The sequence below is a fragment of the Roseateles sp. genome, assembly GCF_965262435.1.
Taxonomy (GTDB): domain Bacteria; phylum Pseudomonadota; class Gammaproteobacteria; order Burkholderiales; family Burkholderiaceae_C; genus Paucibacter_A.
Genome location: NZ_OZ253537.1, coordinates 1,825,189 through 1,843,135, shown reverse-complemented (window position 1 = coordinate 1,843,135; position 17,947 = coordinate 1,825,189). Strand labels below are relative to the sequence as shown.

General features: G+C 67.7%; 20 protein-coding genes. 12 read left to right on the top strand and 8 right to left on the bottom strand.

Translation table 11 applies throughout. The features are described 5' to 3' along the window. The 12 genes from ACQY39_RS07955 to ACQY39_RS07900 all read left to right on the top strand — a co-directional run bounded on the left by ACQY39_RS07955 (position 1) and on the right by ACQY39_RS07900 (position 11,997). The gene (locus tag ACQY39_RS07955) at positions 1-1,347 is read left to right on the top strand and encodes a cobyrinate a,c-diamide synthase (protein ID WP_428505059.1); all 1,347 of its coding nucleotides are present in this window, start codon (positions 1-3) and stop codon (positions 1,345-1,347) included. Continuing rightward, entirely contained in the window at positions 1,344-2,006 is a 663-nt protein-coding gene (gene bluB / locus ACQY39_RS07950) for a 5,6-dimethylbenzimidazole synthase (RefSeq protein WP_428505057.1), read from the top strand. The genes ACQY39_RS07955 and bluB overlap by 4 nt, the downstream gene beginning before the upstream one ends. 1 nt (position 2,007) lies before the next feature. Continuing rightward, complete coding sequence (cobO, locus tag ACQY39_RS07945; protein WP_428505055.1) at positions 2,008-2,577, top strand: cob(I)yrinic acid a,c-diamide adenosyltransferase; 570 nt, start codon at positions 2,008-2,010, stop codon at positions 2,575-2,577. A 165-nt stretch (positions 2,578-2,742) separates the two neighbouring features. After that, complete coding sequence (gene cbiB / locus ACQY39_RS07940) at positions 2,743-3,693, top strand: adenosylcobinamide-phosphate synthase CbiB (protein ID WP_428505053.1); 951 nt, start codon at positions 2,743-2,745, stop codon at positions 3,691-3,693. Next, complete coding sequence (locus ACQY39_RS07935; RefSeq protein ID WP_428505051.1) at positions 3,690-4,757, top strand: pyridoxal phosphate-dependent aminotransferase; 1,068 nt, start codon at positions 3,690-3,692, stop codon at positions 4,755-4,757. The genes cbiB and ACQY39_RS07935 overlap by 4 nt, the downstream gene beginning before the upstream one ends. Continuing rightward, positions 4,754-6,244 carry a cobyric acid synthase gene (locus ACQY39_RS07930; RefSeq protein WP_428505049.1) on the top strand — a complete coding sequence of 497 codons (1,491 nt, stop codon included), beginning with the start codon at positions 4,754-4,756 and terminating at the stop codon, positions 6,242-6,244. Before ACQY39_RS07935 ends, ACQY39_RS07930 begins: the two co-directional genes overlap by 4 nt. Beyond that, the gene (locus ACQY39_RS07925; RefSeq protein WP_428505047.1) at positions 6,241-7,044 is read left to right on the top strand and encodes an ABC transporter substrate-binding protein; all 804 of its coding nucleotides are present in this window, start codon (positions 6,241-6,243) and stop codon (positions 7,042-7,044) included. Before ACQY39_RS07930 ends, ACQY39_RS07925 begins: the two co-directional genes overlap by 4 nt. Continuing rightward, entirely contained in the window at positions 7,041-8,087 is a 1,047-nt protein-coding gene (gene cobT / locus ACQY39_RS07920; RefSeq protein ID WP_428505045.1) for a nicotinate-nucleotide--dimethylbenzimidazole phosphoribosyltransferase, read from the top strand. The genes ACQY39_RS07925 and cobT overlap by 4 nt, the downstream gene beginning before the upstream one ends. 80 nt (positions 8,088-8,167) lie before the next feature. Next, on the top strand, positions 8,168-9,718 hold the full coding sequence (locus ACQY39_RS07915) for a DUF3369 domain-containing protein (protein ID WP_428505043.1): 1,551 nt from the start codon (positions 8,168-8,170) through the stop codon (positions 9,716-9,718). A 7-nt stretch (positions 9,719-9,725) separates the two neighbouring features. Beyond that, complete coding sequence (locus ACQY39_RS07910; RefSeq protein ID WP_428505041.1) at positions 9,726-10,598, top strand: sensor histidine kinase; 873 nt, start codon at positions 9,726-9,728, stop codon at positions 10,596-10,598. 48 nt (positions 10,599-10,646) lie between these two features. Next, on the top strand, positions 10,647-11,444 hold the full coding sequence (locus tag ACQY39_RS07905) for an adenosylcobinamide-GDP ribazoletransferase (RefSeq protein WP_428505039.1): 798 nt from the start codon (positions 10,647-10,649) through the stop codon (positions 11,442-11,444). Further along, the gene (locus tag ACQY39_RS07900; protein WP_428505037.1) at positions 11,434-11,997 is read left to right on the top strand and encodes a histidine phosphatase family protein; all 564 of its coding nucleotides are present in this window, start codon (positions 11,434-11,436) and stop codon (positions 11,995-11,997) included. The genes ACQY39_RS07905 and ACQY39_RS07900 overlap by 11 nt, the downstream gene beginning before the upstream one ends. A gap of 1 nt (position 11,998) precedes the next feature. Here the strand turns inward: ACQY39_RS07900 and ACQY39_RS07895 are convergent, their stop codons facing one another. The 8 genes from ACQY39_RS07895 to hisC form a co-directional block, all read right to left on the bottom strand. Continuing rightward, positions 11,999-12,256: a YfhL family 4Fe-4S dicluster ferredoxin gene (locus tag ACQY39_RS07895; RefSeq protein WP_428505035.1), complete on the bottom strand. Its 258-nt coding sequence runs from the start codon at positions 12,254-12,256 to the stop codon at positions 11,999-12,001. 4 nt (positions 12,257-12,260) lie between these two features. After that, positions 12,261-12,761 (bottom strand): pantetheine-phosphate adenylyltransferase, encoded by a 501-nt coding sequence (gene coaD, locus ACQY39_RS07890; RefSeq protein ID WP_263564576.1) that lies wholly within the window; start codon positions 12,759-12,761, stop codon positions 12,261-12,263. Positions 12,762-12,814: 53 nt separating this feature from the next. Continuing rightward, complete coding sequence (gene rsmD / locus ACQY39_RS07885; protein ID WP_428505032.1) at positions 12,815-13,444, bottom strand: 16S rRNA (guanine(966)-N(2))-methyltransferase RsmD; 630 nt, start codon at positions 13,442-13,444, stop codon at positions 12,815-12,817. Beyond that, positions 13,441-14,214, bottom strand: coding sequence for an imidazole glycerol phosphate synthase subunit HisF (gene hisF / locus ACQY39_RS07880; protein ID WP_428505030.1), 774 nt, complete (start codon positions 14,212-14,214; stop codon positions 13,441-13,443). Before hisF ends, rsmD begins: the two co-directional genes overlap by 4 nt. A 466-nt stretch (positions 14,215-14,680) precedes the next feature. Further along, positions 14,681-15,424 (bottom strand): 1-(5-phosphoribosyl)-5-[(5-phosphoribosylamino)methylideneamino]imidazole-4-carboxamide isomerase, encoded by a 744-nt coding sequence (hisA, locus tag ACQY39_RS07875; protein ID WP_428505028.1) that lies wholly within the window; start codon positions 15,422-15,424, stop codon positions 14,681-14,683. 143 nt (positions 15,425-15,567) lie between these two features. Then, entirely contained in the window at positions 15,568-16,215 is a 648-nt protein-coding gene (gene hisH, locus ACQY39_RS07870) for an imidazole glycerol phosphate synthase subunit HisH (RefSeq protein WP_428505026.1), read from the bottom strand. Between the two features lies 1 nt (position 16,216). Continuing rightward, a complete protein-coding gene (gene hisB / locus ACQY39_RS07865; RefSeq protein WP_263516857.1) occupies positions 16,217-16,840 on the bottom strand; it encodes an imidazoleglycerol-phosphate dehydratase HisB in 624 nt (207 codons plus the stop codon). Between the two features lie 5 nt (positions 16,841-16,845). Then, positions 16,846-17,946, bottom strand: a complete 1,101-nt coding sequence (hisC, locus tag ACQY39_RS07860) for a histidinol-phosphate transaminase (protein ID WP_428510755.1) — start codon at positions 17,944-17,946, stop codon at positions 16,846-16,848. Position 17,947 lies beyond the last annotated feature (1 nt).

Genomic DNA, 17,947 nt, shown 5'->3' with positions numbered 1-17,947 from the left:
ATGCCGCTGAACCCCGACACCACCACCCTCTGCCCCGCCGTGCTGATCAGCGCGCCCTCCTCGGGCTCGGGCAAGACCAGCGTCACCGCGGCCATCGCCCGCTGGCACCGGCGCCAGGGCCAGCGCGTGCGCGTGTTCAAGACCGGGCCGGACTACCTCGACCCCATGGTGCTGGAGCGCGCGAGCGGCCACCCGGTCTACCAGTTGGACCTGTTCATGGGCGGCCTGACGCATTGCCGCGCCCTGCTGGCCCAGGCTGCGGCTGAGGCCGACTTGATCCTGGTCGAGGGCGTGATGGGCTTGTTCGACGGCGACCCGAGCAGCGCCGATCTGGCCGCGGCTTTTGGCCTGCCGGTGCTGGCCGTGATCGATGCCTCGGCCATGGCCCAAACCTTTGCCGCCCTGGCCACCGGCTTGCAGCGCTACCGCAGCGACATCAAGCTCTGCGGCGTGGTGGCCAACCGCGTGGGCAGCCCCGGCCATGGCCAGATGGTGGCCCAAGGCCTGCCGGCCGATCTGCCCCTGGCCGCCGCCCTGCTGCGCAAGCCTGAGCTGAGCCTGCCCGAGCGCCACCTGGGCCTGGTCCAGGCCATGGAGCTGCCCGAGCTGGACAGCCAGCTGGACGCCTGGGCTGATGCTTGGGGCGAGGCCCTGCGGCCGGAGTTCGAATGGCCGCGGGTGCGCTTCGATCTGCAAGAACCCCTCTGGCCCGCGAGCGAGGTGCCGCCACAAGCGCTGACCGGGCGGCGCATCGCTGTCGCACAAGACGCCTGCTTCTCCTTCATCTACCCGGCCAACCTCGATTGCCTGCGCGCGCTCGGCGCCGAAGTGATCACCTTCTCGCCGCTACAGGGTCAGGTCTTGCCTGACTGCGATGCGCTCTGGCTGCCCGGCGGCTACCCCGAGCTGCACGCGCCGGCCCTGGCCGCCCACCCCAACTTCTTCGCCTCGCTGCGCCAGCACCTGGCGAAGGCCAAGCCCCTGCTGGCCGAATGTGGCGGCATGCTCTGTCTGCTCGAAAGCCTGGCCGATGCCGAGGGCCAGGTGCACCCCATGGCCGGCCTGATGCCCGGCCAGGCGCGCATGCAAAAGCGACTGGCCGCGCTGGGCCTGCAAGCCCTGGACTGGCCCGAGGGCCCGCTGCGAGGTCACAGCTTTCACCACTCGACCATGGACACCCCGCTGGCCCCTGCCGCCATCGCCAGCAACCCCAATGCCAAGACCGGCAGCCGCGCAGCCGAAGCGCTCTACCTCCAGGGCTCGCTGCGGGCCAGCTATGTGCACCACTACTTCCCGTCCAACCCGGAAGCTGTTACGCGTTTTTTCTCGGTGGGTGAACCTCGGTGATCGCCAACGCCCAGCACCAGTTCAGTGCGGCTGAGCGCGACACCATTTACGCCAACATCGCCCTGCGCCGCGACATCCGCCACTTCGCGCCCGACGGAAAAGTAGACGATGAGCAGCTGCAGCGCATGCTGAACGCCGCCCATCAAGCGCCTTCGGTAGGCCTGATGCAGCCCTGGCGTTTCATGCGCATCCGAAACCGTCAGCGCCGTCAACAGATCCAGGCCCTGGTCGAGGCCGAGCGCCAGCGCACGGCTGATGCATTGGATGCCCGCGCGGCGGAGTTTCTGCGCCTCAAGGTCGAGGGCATTGGCGAATGCGCCGAGCTGCTGCTGGTGAGCCTCGCGCCCGACGACGGCACAGTGTTTGGCCGCCGCAGCATGCCGCGCGAGATGGCGCTGTGCTCGGCCGCCTGCGCGGTGCAAAACCTCTGGCTGGCCGCGCGCGCCGAAAACCTAGGCCTGGGCTGGGTCTCGATGTTCGAACCCGAGGCCCTGGCCGAGTTGCTGAGTCTGCCTGTTGGCTCCTTGCCCCTGGGCTTGCTGTGCCTGGGCCCGGTGGCCAGTTTTTACGAACGCCCCATGCTGGAGCAGTTGGGCTGGCGCGATGCCCGCCCGCTGGCCGACATGCTGATGGACGAACCCTCTTTGGAATTGAGCTGACATGGAAATCGAAAAGCCCCCCGTCGACCGCGAACGCATCATCCCCACGGCCGAGCGCCGCGGCCTGATCCTCGTCCACACCGGCGACGGCAAGGGCAAGAGCACGGCCGCCTTCGGCCTGGCCCTGCGCGCCCACGGCCGCGGCAAGGCGGTCAAGATCTACCAGTTCATGAAAGTGCCCAGCGCCCGCTTCGGCGAGCACCGCATGTTCGAGCAGCTCGGTGTGCCCATCGAAGGTCTGGGCGATGGCTTCAGCTGGAAGAGCCGCGACCTGGAGCACAGCGCCCAGCTGGCCCGCGATGGCTGGGCGCGCGCCGCGGCAGCAATAGCCGCCGGCGAGCATTTCCTGGTCGTGCTGGACGAGATCATGTACCCCCTTCGCTACGGCTGGCTGCCGCTGGAGCCGGTGCTGCAAGCGCTGCGCGAACGGCCGGCCCATGTCCATGTGGTGCTGACCGGACGTAATGCGCCAGACGAGCTGATCGAGCTGGCCGACACCGTGACCGAGATGACGCTGGTCAAGCACCACTTCAAGGCGGGTGTGCCGGCACAACGCGGCATAGAGGACTGAGGCAGGACCGAGGGCCAACCCTGCGGTTGGACCGACGCCTGCCGAAGGACAGCCCGCCTACGAGCGGGCTGGCAACAGCAGGACCGAGGGCCAGCCCTGCGGCTGGACCGACGCCTGCCGAAGAACGCCCCGCTTGCAAGCGGGGCGTCACACGAGAAGGACGAGATGACGACTAGCATGGCCTGGCTGCTGCCCCTGGCTTTTGCCTTCGCCCTGGCGATCGATCGCCTCTGCGGCGAACCGCCGCTGTGGGCGCATCCGGTGGTGGCCATGGGCAAGTACCTGGGCCTGTTCACCGAACGCCTGGCGCGGCAGCCGGCGGGCCTGGCTTTTGTTGGCGGCGCATTGGCTTGGTGCCTGGGCGGGGCGGCCTGCATCGTCCTCGCTGCCGGGCTGGAGACGCTGCTGATCACGCAGCTGCAAGCCTGGCAGAGCGGCACGCGCCTGCTGCTGGCCGCAGCCCTGCTCGGCCTGCTGCTCAAGCCCCTGCTGGCCTGGCGCATGCTGCGTGAAGAGGTGGCGGCGGTCGAAGCGGCGCTGGCCGAATCGCTGCCGGCCGGGCGGGCGCGACTGGCGCGCCTGGTCAGCCGCGACACCACGCACCTGAGCGAAGCCGAGGTGCGCGAGGCCGCGCTGGAAACCCTGGCCGAGAACCTCAACGACTCGGTGGTGGCGCCCCTGTTCTGGGCCATGGTCGCCGGCCTGCCCGGCGCGGCGCTTTACCGCTTTGCCAACACTGCTGACGCCATGTGGGGCTACCGCGACCGGCGCGAGTGGTCGGGCAAATGGGCGGCGCGCGCCGACGATGCGCTGTCCTGGATTCCCGCGCGGCTGACGGCCCTGGGCCTGCTGCTCGGCCGACCCAAGCTGTGGCTGGCACTGTTCGGTCAGGCGCGCCAAACACCTTCGCCCAACAGCGGTTGGCCCATGGCCGCGCTGGCTTTGTGCCTGGGCCTGAGCCTGGGCAAGCCCGGGGTCTACCGCCTCAATGAAGCAGGGCGCGCGCCGCAACGCGGCGATCTGGCGCCGGCCCTGGGCCTGGCGCGCTGGGGCCTCTTGTTCAACGCCGGCCTGCTGGCACTTGGCGCGGCCTGGCTGCGTGGAGGCTTGTCATGAGCGCCGCGGCCCCCTTCATCCCCGAGCATGGCGGTGCCGACAGCGGCCCCACGCCCCGGCATGATTTCTCCAGCAATGCCAGCCCTCTGGGACCGCCACCGGCGCTCTGGCAGGCGGTGCTGGACGCCGACCGCAGCCACTACCCCGACCCGCAGTACCGCGCGCTGCGCCAGAGCCTGGGGGCTGCGCACGGCCTGGACGATGGCGAGCGCGTGCTGCCGGCCTCGGGCGGGGCCGAGGCGATCCGGCGCCTGAGCTTGGCTGCATTGCGCGCCGGCCTGCGCCATGTCTGGCTGCCCAGCCCCGGCTTTGCCGATTACGAGGCCGCGGCTCTGGCCCTGGGCCTGCAGGTGCACGGTTATGCGACGAGCCAGGAGCTGGTGCAGGGCCTGGGTCGGCAAGAAGACGGCTTGCCATGCGCCGCACCGGCCCTGGTCTGGGTTTGCGACCCCTGCAACCCGACCGGCGCAAGCTTCAGCCTCGACGAGTGGATGGTGCTGGACTTGGCCTTGCAAGACAGCGCATCCATCCTTGCCGTGGACCAGGCGTACGAGCCCTTGCGTCTGGACGGCGCCTGCGCCCTGCCCGCCGATTTGGCCGAGCGCGCCTGGCGCCTGGTCTGCCCCAACAAGGCCCTGGGGCTGACCGGCATGCGCGCCGCCTACCTGCTGGCGCCTGCGGTCTGCCCGCTTCAAACCCTGGCCCTGCAGCTGGCGCCCAGCTGGGTGCTGGCCAGCGAGGGCTGCGCCCTGCTTCAGGCCTGGTGCCGGCCGGAAACTGAGCGCTATCTGAGCCAGGTCAGAGCCCAGCTGGGCGAATGGCGGCAGGATCAGCGCACGCTGCTGGCCGAGCTGGGCTGGCAGCAAGATGAGCGCAGCTGCAGCAATTTCTGGCTGACCCGGCCCACACAGGGCAGCGACAGCCTGCTGCGCGCGCTGCGACAGCGAGGCATCAAGCTGCGCGATGCGCGCAGCTTCGGCCTGCCGGGCTGGCTGCGCGTCTCGACCCAGCCGCCTGCCGCTCAGGCTGCTCTGTACCAAGCGATCAAGGAATGCCCTCAATGACGCAAAAGAAACAAACGGCCGCCAAGGCCGTGATGGTGCTGGGCACCACCAGCGGCGCGGGCAAGAGCTGGCTGGCCACGGCTCTGTGCCGCTACTACGCCAGGCAAGGCCTCAAGGTCGCGCCGTTTAAGGCGCAGAACATGAGCAACAACGCCCGGGTGGTGCCCGGCCTGAACGGCCGGCTGGGCGAAATCGGCAGCGCCCAGTACTTCCAGGCCCTGGCCGCGCGGCGCACGCCCGAGGTGCGCATAAACCCGGTGCTGCTCAAGCCCGAGGCGGACACGAAATCCCAGGTCATCGTGCTCGGCGAGGTGGACCCGGTGCTGACCGAGTGGCCCTGGCGCGAACGCAGCGAGCAGCTGTGGCTGCGCGCCCGGCCGCCCCTGCACGCGCTGATGGCCGAAAACGATGTGGTGGTGATCGAGGGCGCGGGCTCGCCGGCCGAGATCAATTTGCACAGCAGCGACTACGTGAACATGCGCACCGCGCTGGAGGTGAATGCGGCTTGCCTGCTGGTGACCGACATCGACCGCGGCGGCGCCTTTGCCCACCTCTACGGCACCCACCAGCTGTTGCCTGCGGAGGAGCGCGCGCTGATCCGCGGCTTTGTGCTGAACCGTTTCCGTGGCGATGCCCGCCTCCTGGCCCCGGGGCCGGAGCAGCTGCAGGCGCTGACCGGTGTGCCCACGATGGCGGTGCTGCCGATGTGGCGCGGCCACGGTCTGCCGGAAGAAGACGGGGTCTACGACGATCGACCCACGGGCAGCGGCCAGGCGCGCTTGCGCATCGCCGTCATCGCTTACCCGCGCCTGTCCAATCTTGACGAATTCCAGCCCCTGCGCAGCCTGCCCGGCGTGCGCCTGAGCTGGGCGCGCAGCCCGGCCGAGTTGGAGGGCGCGGACTGGATCATCCTGCCCGGTTCCAAGGCGGTGGCGGCCGATCTGGCCTGGCTGCGAGCCCAGGGCCTGGACTTGCCCATCGCCCAGCATGCCGCCGCCGGCCGGCCGGTGCTGGGCATTTGCGGCGGCCTGCAGATGCTGGGCGAAAGCCTGCTCGACCCGCATGGCCTGGACGGCAATGCGCCCGGTCTGGGCCTGCTGCCCCTGGTCACGCAGTTCGAACGGGACAAGCTTTTGCGCCCCTGCGATCTGCGCTTTGCCGAGCTCGAAGGGCCATGGTCCGCACTGAGCGGTGTGGCCGCCAGCGGCTACGAGATCCACCACGGCCGCACCGTCCAGCACCCCAGCCTGGCGCCGGCCCAGGTGGCCCTGCGCAACGAAGCGGGCGAGGCCATTGGCTGGCGCGAAGGTTCGGTGCTGGGCCTCTACGCCCACGGCCTGTTTGAGCAGGACACGGTCTTGCGCGCCCTCTTCGGCCAGAGCCTGCCCGGCCTGGACGCGGTCTTCGACGGCCTGGCCGACTACATCGAACAGCATTTCGAGCCCGGCGCTCTGATGGGCCTGCTCCAAGACAGGACCGCCTCATGAGCCAAGCCATGAGCCACCCCGAACGCATCGCCTGCCTGTCCACCGAGGCCGTGGACACGCTCTACCGCCTCGGTGCGCAAGCGCGCATTGCCGGCATTTCCGGCTACACCGTCTACCCGCCTGAAGCTCGCCAAGAGAAGCCCAAGATCAGCGGCTTCACCACCATGAAGCTGGAGAAGATCCAGGCCGTTCAGCCGGATCTGGTGATCGGCTTTTCGGATCTGCAAAAGCCGCTGCTGGCGGAATGCGAGGCCGCCGGCCTGGCCACGCTCAGTTTCGACCACCGCGATCTGGCCGGCATCCACGCCATGGTGCGCGCCCTCGGCGCCCTGGTCGGCCACGAGCCCCAAGCCGAGCAGCTCTGCGCCAGTCTGCAAGCCACGCAGGACGAGATCGCCGCCATTGGCCGCCAGCTGCCGCGCCGGCCGCGCGTCTGCTTCGAAGAGTGGGATGAACCGCTGATCATGGGCATAGGCTGGGTCAGCGAGATCATCGAGCTGGCCGGTGGCGAGGACGTGTTTGCCGACCGCGCGCGCGCCAGCCTGGCGCGCGACCGCATCGTCAGCCCCGAGGAGGTGCTGGCGCGACGGCCCGAGCTGATCCTGGGCAGCTGGTGCGGCAAGCGCTTCGTGCCCGACAAGGTGCTGGCCCGGCCTGGCTTCGCCGCCCTGGGCGCACGCCTGATCGAGATCAAGTCGGCTGACATCCTGGCCCCCGGCCCCACGGCCATTGAACGCGGCGCCCGCCAGGTGCAAGCCGCCCTGCAATCCCTGTTTCAAGACCCCACAGAAAACCCATGACCATGGCCGAGCACCTGATCCCCGATATCGCATCCCTGCAAGACCTGACCCTCACCGCCGCCCTGCAGGCCCGCATCGACGGCAAGACCAAGCCCTTGGGTGCCCTGGGCCAGTTGGAAACCCTGATGCTGCGCCTGGGCCTGATCCTCGGCAGCGAGACGCCGCAGCTCAAAAGCCCGCAGATGATGGTGTTCGCCGGCGACCACGGTCTGGCGCGGCGCGGCGTGTCGGCCTACCCCAGCGATGTGACCTGGCAGATGGTCGAGAACTTCCTGGCCGGTGGCGCCGCCATCAGCGTGCTGGCGCGCCAGCACGGCCTCGCCCTGAGCGTGGTCGACGCCGGCGTGGCCCACGACTTTGCGCCGCGCGAGGGCTTGATCATCGCCAAGATCGCCCACGGCACACGGGACGCTTCGGCCGAAGCGGCCATGAGCATCGACCAATGCGCCACCGCCATCGCCGCCGGCAAGAACCTCTTGCGCAACAAACCGGGCAATGCCCTGCTGCTGGGCGAGATGGGCATTGGCAACACCTCGAGCGCCGCCCTGCTGCTGGCCCGGCTGCAAGGCCTGCCGGTGGCCGACTGCACCGGCCGGGGGACAGGTCTTGACGACGCCGCCCTGGCGCGCAAGGTGGCGGTGCTGCAAGAGGTGCTGGACTTGCATGTGCAGGCCAACACGCCGCTGCAGGCTCTGGCGGCCTTTGGCGGCTTCGAGATCGCCATGATGGTGGGCGCGGTGCTGCAGGCGGCGTTGGAGCGCCGCGTCATCGTCGTCGACGGCTTCATCGCCAGCAGCGCGGTGCTGGTGGCCGCCCGCCTGCAGCCGGCCGTGTTGGAGCGTTGCATTTTTGCCCATCGCTCGAACGAGAGTGGCCACCGCCTGATGCTGGAGGCCTTGCAGGCCGAGCCCTTGTTGGACTTGGGCCTGCGCCTGGGCGAAGGCTCGGGTGCCGCTCTGGCCTGGCCCCTGCTGGAATCCGCTTGCCGGATTCTGGAAGATATGGCCAGCTTCGCCTCGGCCGGAGTCAGCGAACAGCACTGATTTCCGTGTCCAAAGTCCTGTTTACAGGGCGGCCGCTGTGGCCATAATCGGGCCAGCCACGCTGCACCAGGACACGCGCCATGACGGATTTGGTTTTTGCTGACGAGAGCCCCGAGCTGGATACCGACGGCAACGCCCCCAAGCCGCTGGAGCCCTGGGTGGTGATGATCGTCGACGACGATGTGGCGGTGCACCAAGTCACCCAGCTGGTCATGGCCGATTTCGAGTTCAGCGGCCGCCGCCTGCAGTTCCTGGATGCCTACAGCGGCGCCGAGGCACGCGAGCTGCTGCAGACCCGGCGCGACATCGCCCTGATCCTGCTCGATGTGGTGATGGAGTCCGAGCACGCCGGCCTGGACCTGGCCCGCTACATCCGCGAGGAGCTGGACAACCACCATGTGCGCATCGTGCTGCGCACCGGCCAGCCCGGCCAGGCGCCGGAAGAGCATGTCATCAAGAGCTATGACATCAACGACTACAAGGAAAAGACCGAGCTGACCAAGCGCAAGCTGATCACGGTCTTCTACGCGGCGCTGCGCAGCTACCGCGACATCATGATCATCGAGCAGTCGCGCCTGGCCCTGCGCCGCTCGATCGACGCCATCACCCGCATCTACGACTCACACAATCTGCGCCGCTTTGCCTCGGCCGTGCTGGAGCAAGCCGCGCATTTGCTCGGTTATGAAGCCCAGGGCTTGTGCGCCAGCCGGGTGGCGGCTTACGCGGCCTCGCACATCGAAGGCAGGCTCAAGGTCCTGGCCGCCACCACCGAGTACTCGCGATTGCTGGTGGACGAGGAAATCAGCAACCTTCCCGCCGAGGTGAAGCTGGCCCTGGACCGGGCGCTGGACGACCAGACCAGCTCCTTCGACTCCCACCATTTTGTCGGTTACTACCGCAGCAGCAGTGGCAACGAGACCCTGCTCTACATGACCTTCTCCGAGCCGGTGGACGCGCAGTCGCGCGAGCTGCTGGAGATCTTCTGCGCCAATGTGGCCATCACCTACGAGGCCTTGTTGCTGCGCGAGGAGATCCAGGACACCCAGCGCTCCACCGTCTACATCATCGGCGAGGCGGTCGAACGCCGCAGCAAGGAAACCGGCGCCCATGTGCGCCGCGTCGGCGAGCTGGCCGCCTTGCTGGCCGAGCTCTCGGGCATGCGCAGCAGCGAGATCGAGTTCATGCGCCAGGCCGCACCCCTGCACGATGTGGGCAAGATTGGCATCCCTGACCGCGTGCTCAACAAGCCCGGCAAGCTCGATGCGGAGGAGTGGGAGGTGATGAAGACCCACTCGCGCATTGGCTTCGAGCTGCTGAGCAAATCGGACAAGCGCATCCTGCAGCTGGGCGCCATCATCGCCCACGAGCACCATGAGCGCTGGGACGGCCAGGGTTACCCACGCGGCCTGCTTGGCGAGCAGATCCACATCGCCGGCCGCATCGTCGCCCTGGCCGATGTGCTGGACGCCCTGGTCAGCCGCCGCTGCTACAAGGAAAGCTGGAACTTCGAGGAGGCGCTGGCCTATGTGCAGGAGCAGGCCGGCTTGCAGTTCGACCCCGATCTGGTGGCCAAGTTGATGGCCAACCTTCCGGCCGTCAAGGACATCTACGTCCGCTATCCGGATTCCTGAGGCCGCCATGAGCAGCCTAAATCCCTCCGACGTGAATGCCTCGGTTCCCACCGGAACGGGCGAAACTCAGCAGCAAGAGCTGCTGCGCCTGCAGCAAGAGCTGAAACTGGCCACTGAGCGCCTGCTGGAGCAGGAGCAGCTGGCTGCACTCGGCAACCTCGTCGCCGGCGTGGCGCATGAGATCAACACGCCCATCGGCATCGCCGTCACCGCCGCCTCTGGCATGGAAGAGTTCGCGCGCAGCCTGACGCGCAAACTGAGCGGCGACAAGGTCAGCCGCAGCGAGCTGCAGGCCCTGGCCAGCCAGCTCGAAGACGGTGCGCGACTGGTCAACAACAACCTGGCCCGCGCGGCCGACCTGATCAGCAATTTCAAGACCCTGGCGGTGGACCAGGCCAGTGCCGCTGAAATGCATGTGGACCTGAGCCCCTATCTGAGCGGCATCGTCAAGGCGCACAACCCGGTACTGCGCGCTGCCCAGACCCGCGCCGAACTGGACACACCCGAGCATCTGCACGCCACCCTGGTACCCGGCCAGTTCTCGCAAATCGTCTCCAACCTGATCACCAATGCCCTGACCCATGCGTTCCAGGATCAGCCCGAGGACAGGCCGCGCCTGATCCGCCTGCGCCTGCACAGCCAAGGCGAGCGCCTGCAACTGCACTTCAGCGACAACGGCCGTGGCGTGCCGCCCGAGGTGCGGGCGCGCATGTTCGAGCCCTACTTCACCACCCGCCGCGGCAGCGGTGGCTCGGGCCTGGGCCTCTACATCGTGCACAAGCTGTGCGAAGAGATGGGCGGCCACATCGTGGTCGACGAGGCCCACAACCCCGGCCTAGGCTTCCACGAGCCCCCCATCAACCTTCCGCTCCGCGACTGAGCCCCCCATTCACGATTCACCCGCTCACCCGCTCCTCCCCCGCCGCGCATGCCTTCCCTGCTCCACGAGCTTCGCCTGTTCTTCATCGCCCTGCAGTTTTTCACCCGCTGTCCCGTGCCCGCCTGGGTCGGCTTTGAGCCGGCCTGGCTGCAGGCCTGCGGGCGCTACTTTCCGGCCGTTGGCCTGCTGGTTGGCGCCTGGTCGGCGGCGGTCTTGGGCGCGGCCCTGTGGCTATGGCCGCCCATGGTGGCGGTGGGCTTGAGCATGGCGGCCAGCATCTGGCTGACCGGCGGCTTCCACGAAGACGGCTGGGCTGACAGCTGCGATGGCCTGGGCGGCGCGGTCAGCCGCGAGAAGGCCCTCACCATCATGAAGGACTCGCGCATCGGCAGCTACGGCGCCCTGGGCCTGATCCTGATGCTGGGGCTGAAGGCCGCCAGCTTGCTGGCCCTGGTCGAGCACAGCCCGATGCTGGGCCTGCTGGCCCTGATTTGGGCCCACAGCGCCTCGCGCCTGGCGCCGGTCTGGCTGATGCACGCCCTGCCCTACGCCGGCGATGCCGAACACGCCAAGGCCAAGCCTCTGGCCACCGAGGCGAGCCTCGGCACGGTGTTCGTGGGACTGCTCTGGCCGCTGGCCATGGCCGGCGGCATGCTGGCCCTGATGCCCGGCGTGCTGCCGGCGCTCGGCGCCGCATGCCTGGCCGGTCTGGGTCTGACGCTGTGGATGCAATCCATGCTCAAGCGCCGCCTCGGCGGCTACACCGGCGACAACCTCGGCGCCACACAGCAACTGGTGGAGCTGGGTCTGCTGCTGGGTTTGCTGGCCGTGACCCATGCCGCTTGAGTCTGCCCAGGCCTGGGTCTGGCGCCACCCCAAGCCCGAGGGCGCGGCCGGCCGCTGCATCGGCGCGGGAACTGATCTGCCGGTGCAGCGGCGCCGCGCCAAGCGCCTGGCCCGGCGCATTCAGCGCTTCGCGCGCCGCCACCGCCTGCCGCATGTGGTGTGCAGCTCAGGGCTGCAGCGCTGCGCCGATGTGGGCCGCTGGTTGCGCCGCTGGGGTTGGCGGCATCGCATCGATCCGGCCCTGGCCGAGATGGATTTCGGCCGCTGGGATGGCCGGCCCTGGAGTGAGTTGAGCCCCGCCGATTTCGAGCCCTGGATGCTGGACTTTGCCGGCCATGCGCCGGGCGGCGCGGAAACACTGAGGCAGTTGCTGGCGCGCGCTGCCGCCTGGCCGGTGCCGGCCGGAGGGCTGCTGATCAGCCACGGCGGCTGGATGCTGGCACGCCGGTGGATGGAGCAGGAAGGCGGAGAAAGAACTCCAAGCGCCGCCGAATGGCCGGCACCACCGCGCTACGGGGAATGCTGGGCGCTGCAGGCCGGTTCGCTGCGCTAAATCAGGTGGCGGGTGCGGCCGTCAAGCGCAGGTACTTGGCCATCAAGCTGTCCTTGTCCTCGACATGGGCCGGATTGACCGGGATGCAGGCCACCGGGCAGAGCTGGACGCACTGCGGTTCATCGAAATGGCCCACGCACTCAGTGCACTTGTCGTGCGCGATCTGATAGTACTCCTCGCCCATGGAGATGGCGTTGTTGGGGCACTCGGGCTCGCAGACATCGCAGTTGATGCATTCGTCGGTGATCATCAGCGCCATGGAATCAGCCCTCCTTCCGCGCCAAGCGCTCTTGCAAACGCGCCAGCACCAGCGGCGACACAAACTTGCTGACATCGCCACCGAGCTGCGCGATCTCGCGCACAAAGGTGCCGGTGACGAATTGGTAGGCGTCCGAGGTGGACAGGAACACCGTCTCGACGCCAGGCATCAGGTGGCGGTTCATGCCAGCCATCTGGAACTCGTATTCAAAATCACTGTTGGAGCGCACACCGCGCACCACCGCCTGGCCGCCCTGCCCCAGCACAAACTCGCTGAGCAGGCCGCTGAATGCGATCACCTCGACCTGCGGCAGCGGCCCAGCCAGCTCGCGCGCCATGGCCAAGCGTTCGTCCAGGCTGAACAGGGTGCGCTTGTGATGCGCAGCCGCCACGGCCAGCACGACCCGGTCGAACATGCGGCAGGCGCGCTGCAGCAGGTCCTCATGGCCGAGGGTCAGGGGGTCGAAGGTGCCGGGGTAAACGGCGGTCAGCGAAGGTCGGCTCATGGAATCGGTCCGGCGGAGGGGCTGGACCATGGCGTTGGCGGGTAAGGCTGGAATTATCCCTTGCGCCGAAAGACCTGGAAATGCACGGCCCCGGCCTTGCCCGAGCGCCAGACCTCGAGGCCCAGCTCTTCCGGCGCCACGATGGGTTCACCGGACTCCAGATAGACCAGGCCGTCGGGCACCAGCAGCGGCAGGGCCGCGCGCAGGGCTGGCAGGAACAAGTCCTGTTGAAAAGGCGGGTCCAGCAGCACCAATTCGAAGCGAGCCGGCGCGCAGCGCGCCATCCAGGCCAGGGCGTCGCTGCTCTCCACTCGCAGCGTGTCGGCCTTGAGGCGAAGCTTGCTGGCATTCAGGCTGCGTGCAAGTTCAGCGTCACGCTCCAGCAGCAGCACCTCGGTCGCACCGCGCGAGGCGGCCTCGAAACCCAGGGCGCCGCTGCCGGCAAAGGCATCGAGCACACGCCAGCCGTCAAGGTCCTGGCCCAGCCAGTTGAACAGGGTTTCGCGCACCCGGTCGGGCGTGGGCCGCAGACCCGGCCGGTCGGCCACCGGCAGCTTGGAGCGTTTCCACTGGCCGCCGATGATGCGCACTTCGCGGGCCGCCATGCGCGGCGCGCCCTGCTTCTGAGGCGCGGCACCGGCAGCCTTGGCCGCGACGCTGGAACGAGGGCGACCGCCGCTCATTGCCGCACCGCAATGCCGCGCGAGGCGAGCAAGGCCTTGGCCTCGCCGACGGTGTGCTGGCCGTAGTGAAAAATGCTGGCGGCCAGCACCGCATCGGCGCCGCCGATCGTGATGCCATCGGCCAGGTCCTCCAGCGAACCGACGCCGCCCGAGGCGATCACCGGCACCGACACGGCGTCGCTAACCGCACGGGTCAGCGCCAGGTCGAAGCCGCTCTTGGTGCCGTCGCGGTCCATGCTGGTCAGCAGGATCTCGCCGGCACCGAACTCGGCCATCTGCTTGGCCCACTGCACCGCGTCGAGGCCCACGTTCTTGCGCCCGCCATGGGTGTAGACATCCCAGCCCGGGCCGCGCGCATCGCCCTCGGCGCGGCGCTTGGCATCGATGGCGACGACGATGCACTGCGCACCGTACTTGTCGGATGCTTCGCGAATCAGCTCGGGCCGCGCCACGGCGGCGGAATTGAAGCTGACCTTGTCGGCGCCGGCATTGAGCAGGCGCCGCACATCGGCCACCTCGCGCACGCCACCGCCCACCGTCAGCGGAATGAAGACCTGCGAGGCCACGGCCTCGATGATGTGCAGGATCAGGTCGCGGCCATCGCTGGTGGCGGTGATGTCGAGAAAGGTCAGCTCATCGGCACCCTGCTCGTTGTAGCGCGCCGCAATCTCCACCGGATCGCCCGCGTCACGCAGCTCGGTGAAGTTGATGCCTTTGACGACCCGCCCGGCGGTCACGTCGAGGCAGGGAATGATGCGTTTGGCCAGCATGACGAGCTTTCGCGAGAGAGAAAAGAAGTGAGGAGCAGACGTCCGTCTGATCAACCTGGAATTGGCAAGAATCGGCACGAAGCAGCCCTTGGAGCGGGTGTTGATCGGGCCGACTGGGTACTCTGCTCCGTTCATGTCTGGGCCAGCGGCCCAGCCCTTCGCCAGGCTCAAACAGTCCTCAGGACTGTTTGAGTCCGGGCTCAGTCCCCCGGCCCGCGCTTCGCGCGGCCCTCCTCCTTAACTTCGCTTCAGCACTCACCCGACACCCCTTGGCAGATCCACCGATGACGTTTTCGTCTAGGGGGCTAGCTCGCGCTGGATCGGGCCCGCTGGGTGCTCTGCGAAGTGAAGTCAAGGAGGAGGCGCCCGGCGTAGTCGGGCGACGGGGACATGAACGGAGCAGAGTGCCCAGTTGGCCCGATCACCGCCGGACGGAACGCCTGCTTTGTACCGTCAGCCGCGTACTTCAGCCCAACGACAACTCGTCCGCGCGCGCCTGGCCAGCAGCGAAATCCAGATCGCCGGTGTAGATGGAGCGGCCGCAGATCACGCCTTCCACGCCTTCGCTTTCAACGGCACAGAGCGCTTCGATGTCCGCAATATTGGACAGGCCGCCCGAGGCGATGACCGGAATGCTGAGCGCCTGCGCCAGCTTCACCGTCGCTTCGATATTGATGCCGGTCAGCATGCCGTCGCGGCCAATGTCGGTGTAAATCACGCCTTCCAGGCCATAGCCTTCGAACTTGCGTGCCAAGTCGATCACCTCATGGCCGGTCAGCTTGCTCCAGCCATCGGTCGCTACCTTGCCGTCCTTGGCATCGAGGCCCACGATGATGTGGCCGCCAAACGCTGTGGCCGCATCCTGCAGGAAGCCAGGGTTCTTGACCGCAGCCGTGCCGATGATGATGTAGCTCAGGCCCGCGTCGAGATAGCGCTCGATGGTGTCGAGGTCGCGAATGCCTCCGCCCAGCTGCACGGGAATCTCGCCGTTCACTTCGCGCAGGATGGCCTTGATCGCGGTCTCGTTGACCGGTTTGCCCGCGAAGGCACCGTTCAGGTCGACCAGATGCAGGCGCCGCGCGCCGGCGTCAATCCAGCGCCGCGCCATGGCCGCCGGGTCTTCGCCGAAGGTGGTGGACTCGTTCATATCGCCTTGCTTGAGGCGTACACAACGACCGTCTTTCAGGTCAATAGCAGGAATCAGCAACATGGCCGAGGTCAGTGGTGAGGATGTAGATGGGGTTGGAGGGAAGGACAGGAACGGGGGTCAGAGCAGCCAGGAAAAGTGCCTGAGCGGACCGCGCATGCATACATGCAGTTCGATGATGGCTGGGTCAGAAATGAGAAGAAGGCTCAGGGATTCCAGTGAAGGAAATTGCGATACAGGGCGAGGCCCAGCGCAGCACTTTTTTCAGGGTGGAATTGGGTGGCAAAAATATTATCCCGGGCGACGGCGCAGGTAAAGCGCAGGCCGTAATCGGTCTCGCCGGCACTGTGGCGCACATCTAACGGCGCGGCATAGAAGCTGTGCACGAAGTAGAACCAGCTTTCATCGGGAATGCCAGCCCAGAGCGCATGCGGCTGCGCCTGACGGACGCGGTTCCAGCCCATCTGCGGCACCTTGTAGCGGCTGCCATCGGGCTGCAACTGGCCATCCAGCTGGAAGCGACGCACGCGGCCGGGGATCAGGCCCAGGCCCGGCGTGTCCTGCTCTTCACTGTGGTCCAGCAGCATCTGCATGCCCACGCAGACGCCCATCAGCGGCTTGCTGGCGGCGGCTTCGAGTACCGCTTGCTGGAGGCCGGAATCCTTGAGCTCGCGCATGCAATCGCGCATGGCGCCCTGCCCCGGCAGCACCACGCGCTCGGCGGCGCGCACGGCCTCGGGCTCGGAGGTGATCACCACCTCCAGCCCGGAGTCCTGCGCTACATGGAGCACGGCCTGCGAAACCGAACGCAGATTGCCCATGCCGTAGTCGACCACCGCAACAGTCCGCTTCATGTCAAAGACTGCCCTTGGTCGAAGGAATCACGCCCAGCGAGCGCGGGTCCAGGGTCAGAGCCATGCGCAGCGCACGGCCGAAGGCCTTGAAGATGGTTTCACACTGATGGTGGGCGTTATGTCCCTTGAGGTTGTCCACATGCAGGGACACCAGGGCATGGTTGACGAAGCCCTGGAAGAACTCGAAGGCGAGCTGGGTGTCGAAAGCACCAATCGAGCCGGCGGTAAATTTCACATCCATGGCCAGGCCGGGGCGGCCGGAGAAATCGACCACCACGCGCGACAGCGCCTCGTCCAGCGGCACATAGCTGTGGCCGTAACGCGTCAGGCCCTTCTTGTCGCCGACCGCCTGGGCCACTGCCAGGCCGAGGGTGATGCCCACGTCTTCCACCGTGTGGTGGCCGTCGATGTGCAGGTCGCCCTTGGCTTCGATCTCCAGATCGATCAGGCCATGGCGGGCGATCTGGTCCAGCATGTGATCGAAGAAACCGATGCCGGTGTTCAGGCGCGCCTCGCCCGTGCCGTCGAGATTGACGCGCACGCGGATCTGCGTTTCCTTGGTGTTGCGGCTGACTTCGGCGACGCGCGCCGCGGGCGCGGGGCTCAGGACCAGATCGGTACTCATGATGCTCAGAGACTTTCTTTCAAGGCAGCCAGCATGGCTGTGTTTTCCTCGGCCGTGCCGATGGTGATGCGCAAACAATTGGCCAACAATGGGTGGGCGCTGGACGCGTTCTTGATCAGTACGCCGCGCGCCTTCATGGCAGCAAATGTGGCTGCCGCGTCCGCCACCCGCGCCAGCAGCATATTGCCCTGGCTGGGGAAGACCTGCACGCCAGACAGGCTTTGCAGCGCCGCCAAGACCCGCTCGCGCTGGGCCCGCAGCTCGGCCGCCTGCGCGGCATACACCTCGGTATGCTCGAGCGCAAAGAGGCCGGCCTCGGCATTGAGCACGCCGATATTGAAGGGCGGGCGCAGTTTTTCGATCTGCGCGACCAGCTCGCTGCGGCCCATCAGGTAGCCGATGCGCACGCCGGCCAGGCCGAACTTGCTCATGGTGCGCATGACCAGCACATTCGGGTGGCGGCGCAGCCAGGCCATGGAGTTGGCGGCAGCAAAGGGCTGGTAGGCCTCGTCCATCACCACCAAGCCCGGCGCGGCGGCGATGATCTGCTCGATCACGGCTGCGTCCCAGAGATTGCCGGTCGGGTTGTTCGGGTAGGCCAGGTAGATCAGCGCCGGCTGATGCTGGGCAATCGCCGCCAGCATGGCCGGGCCGTCCAGCTCGAAATCTTCCGCGCGCAGCGGCACACCGACGAAACCCAGGCCCTGGTAACGGGCCGAATGCTCGTACATCACAAAGCTGGGCAGCGGCGTCATCACGCAAGCGCCGGGCTGGCTGACGGCCATGCTCAGCAAGGTGATCAGCTCGTCCGAACCATTCCCGAGCACGATGTCGCAGCCCTCGGGCATGCCGGCATGGGCGGCCAGGGCCAGGGCCAGCTCGCGGGTGCGCTCGGCCGGATAACGGTTGATCGCCACGCCACCGAGGCGACGACCCAGGGCCTGCTGCAGCGCGGCCGGCAGGCGAAACGGGTTCTCCATCACGTCCAGCTTGATCAGGCCGGCGCTGCTTTGCACCGGGTAGGCGCTCATCGCGCGCACATCGGGACGGATGGCGGCCAGGGCTTGCTGCAGAAGATCGTCAGGCGAGATGCTGGGGCGGTTCATG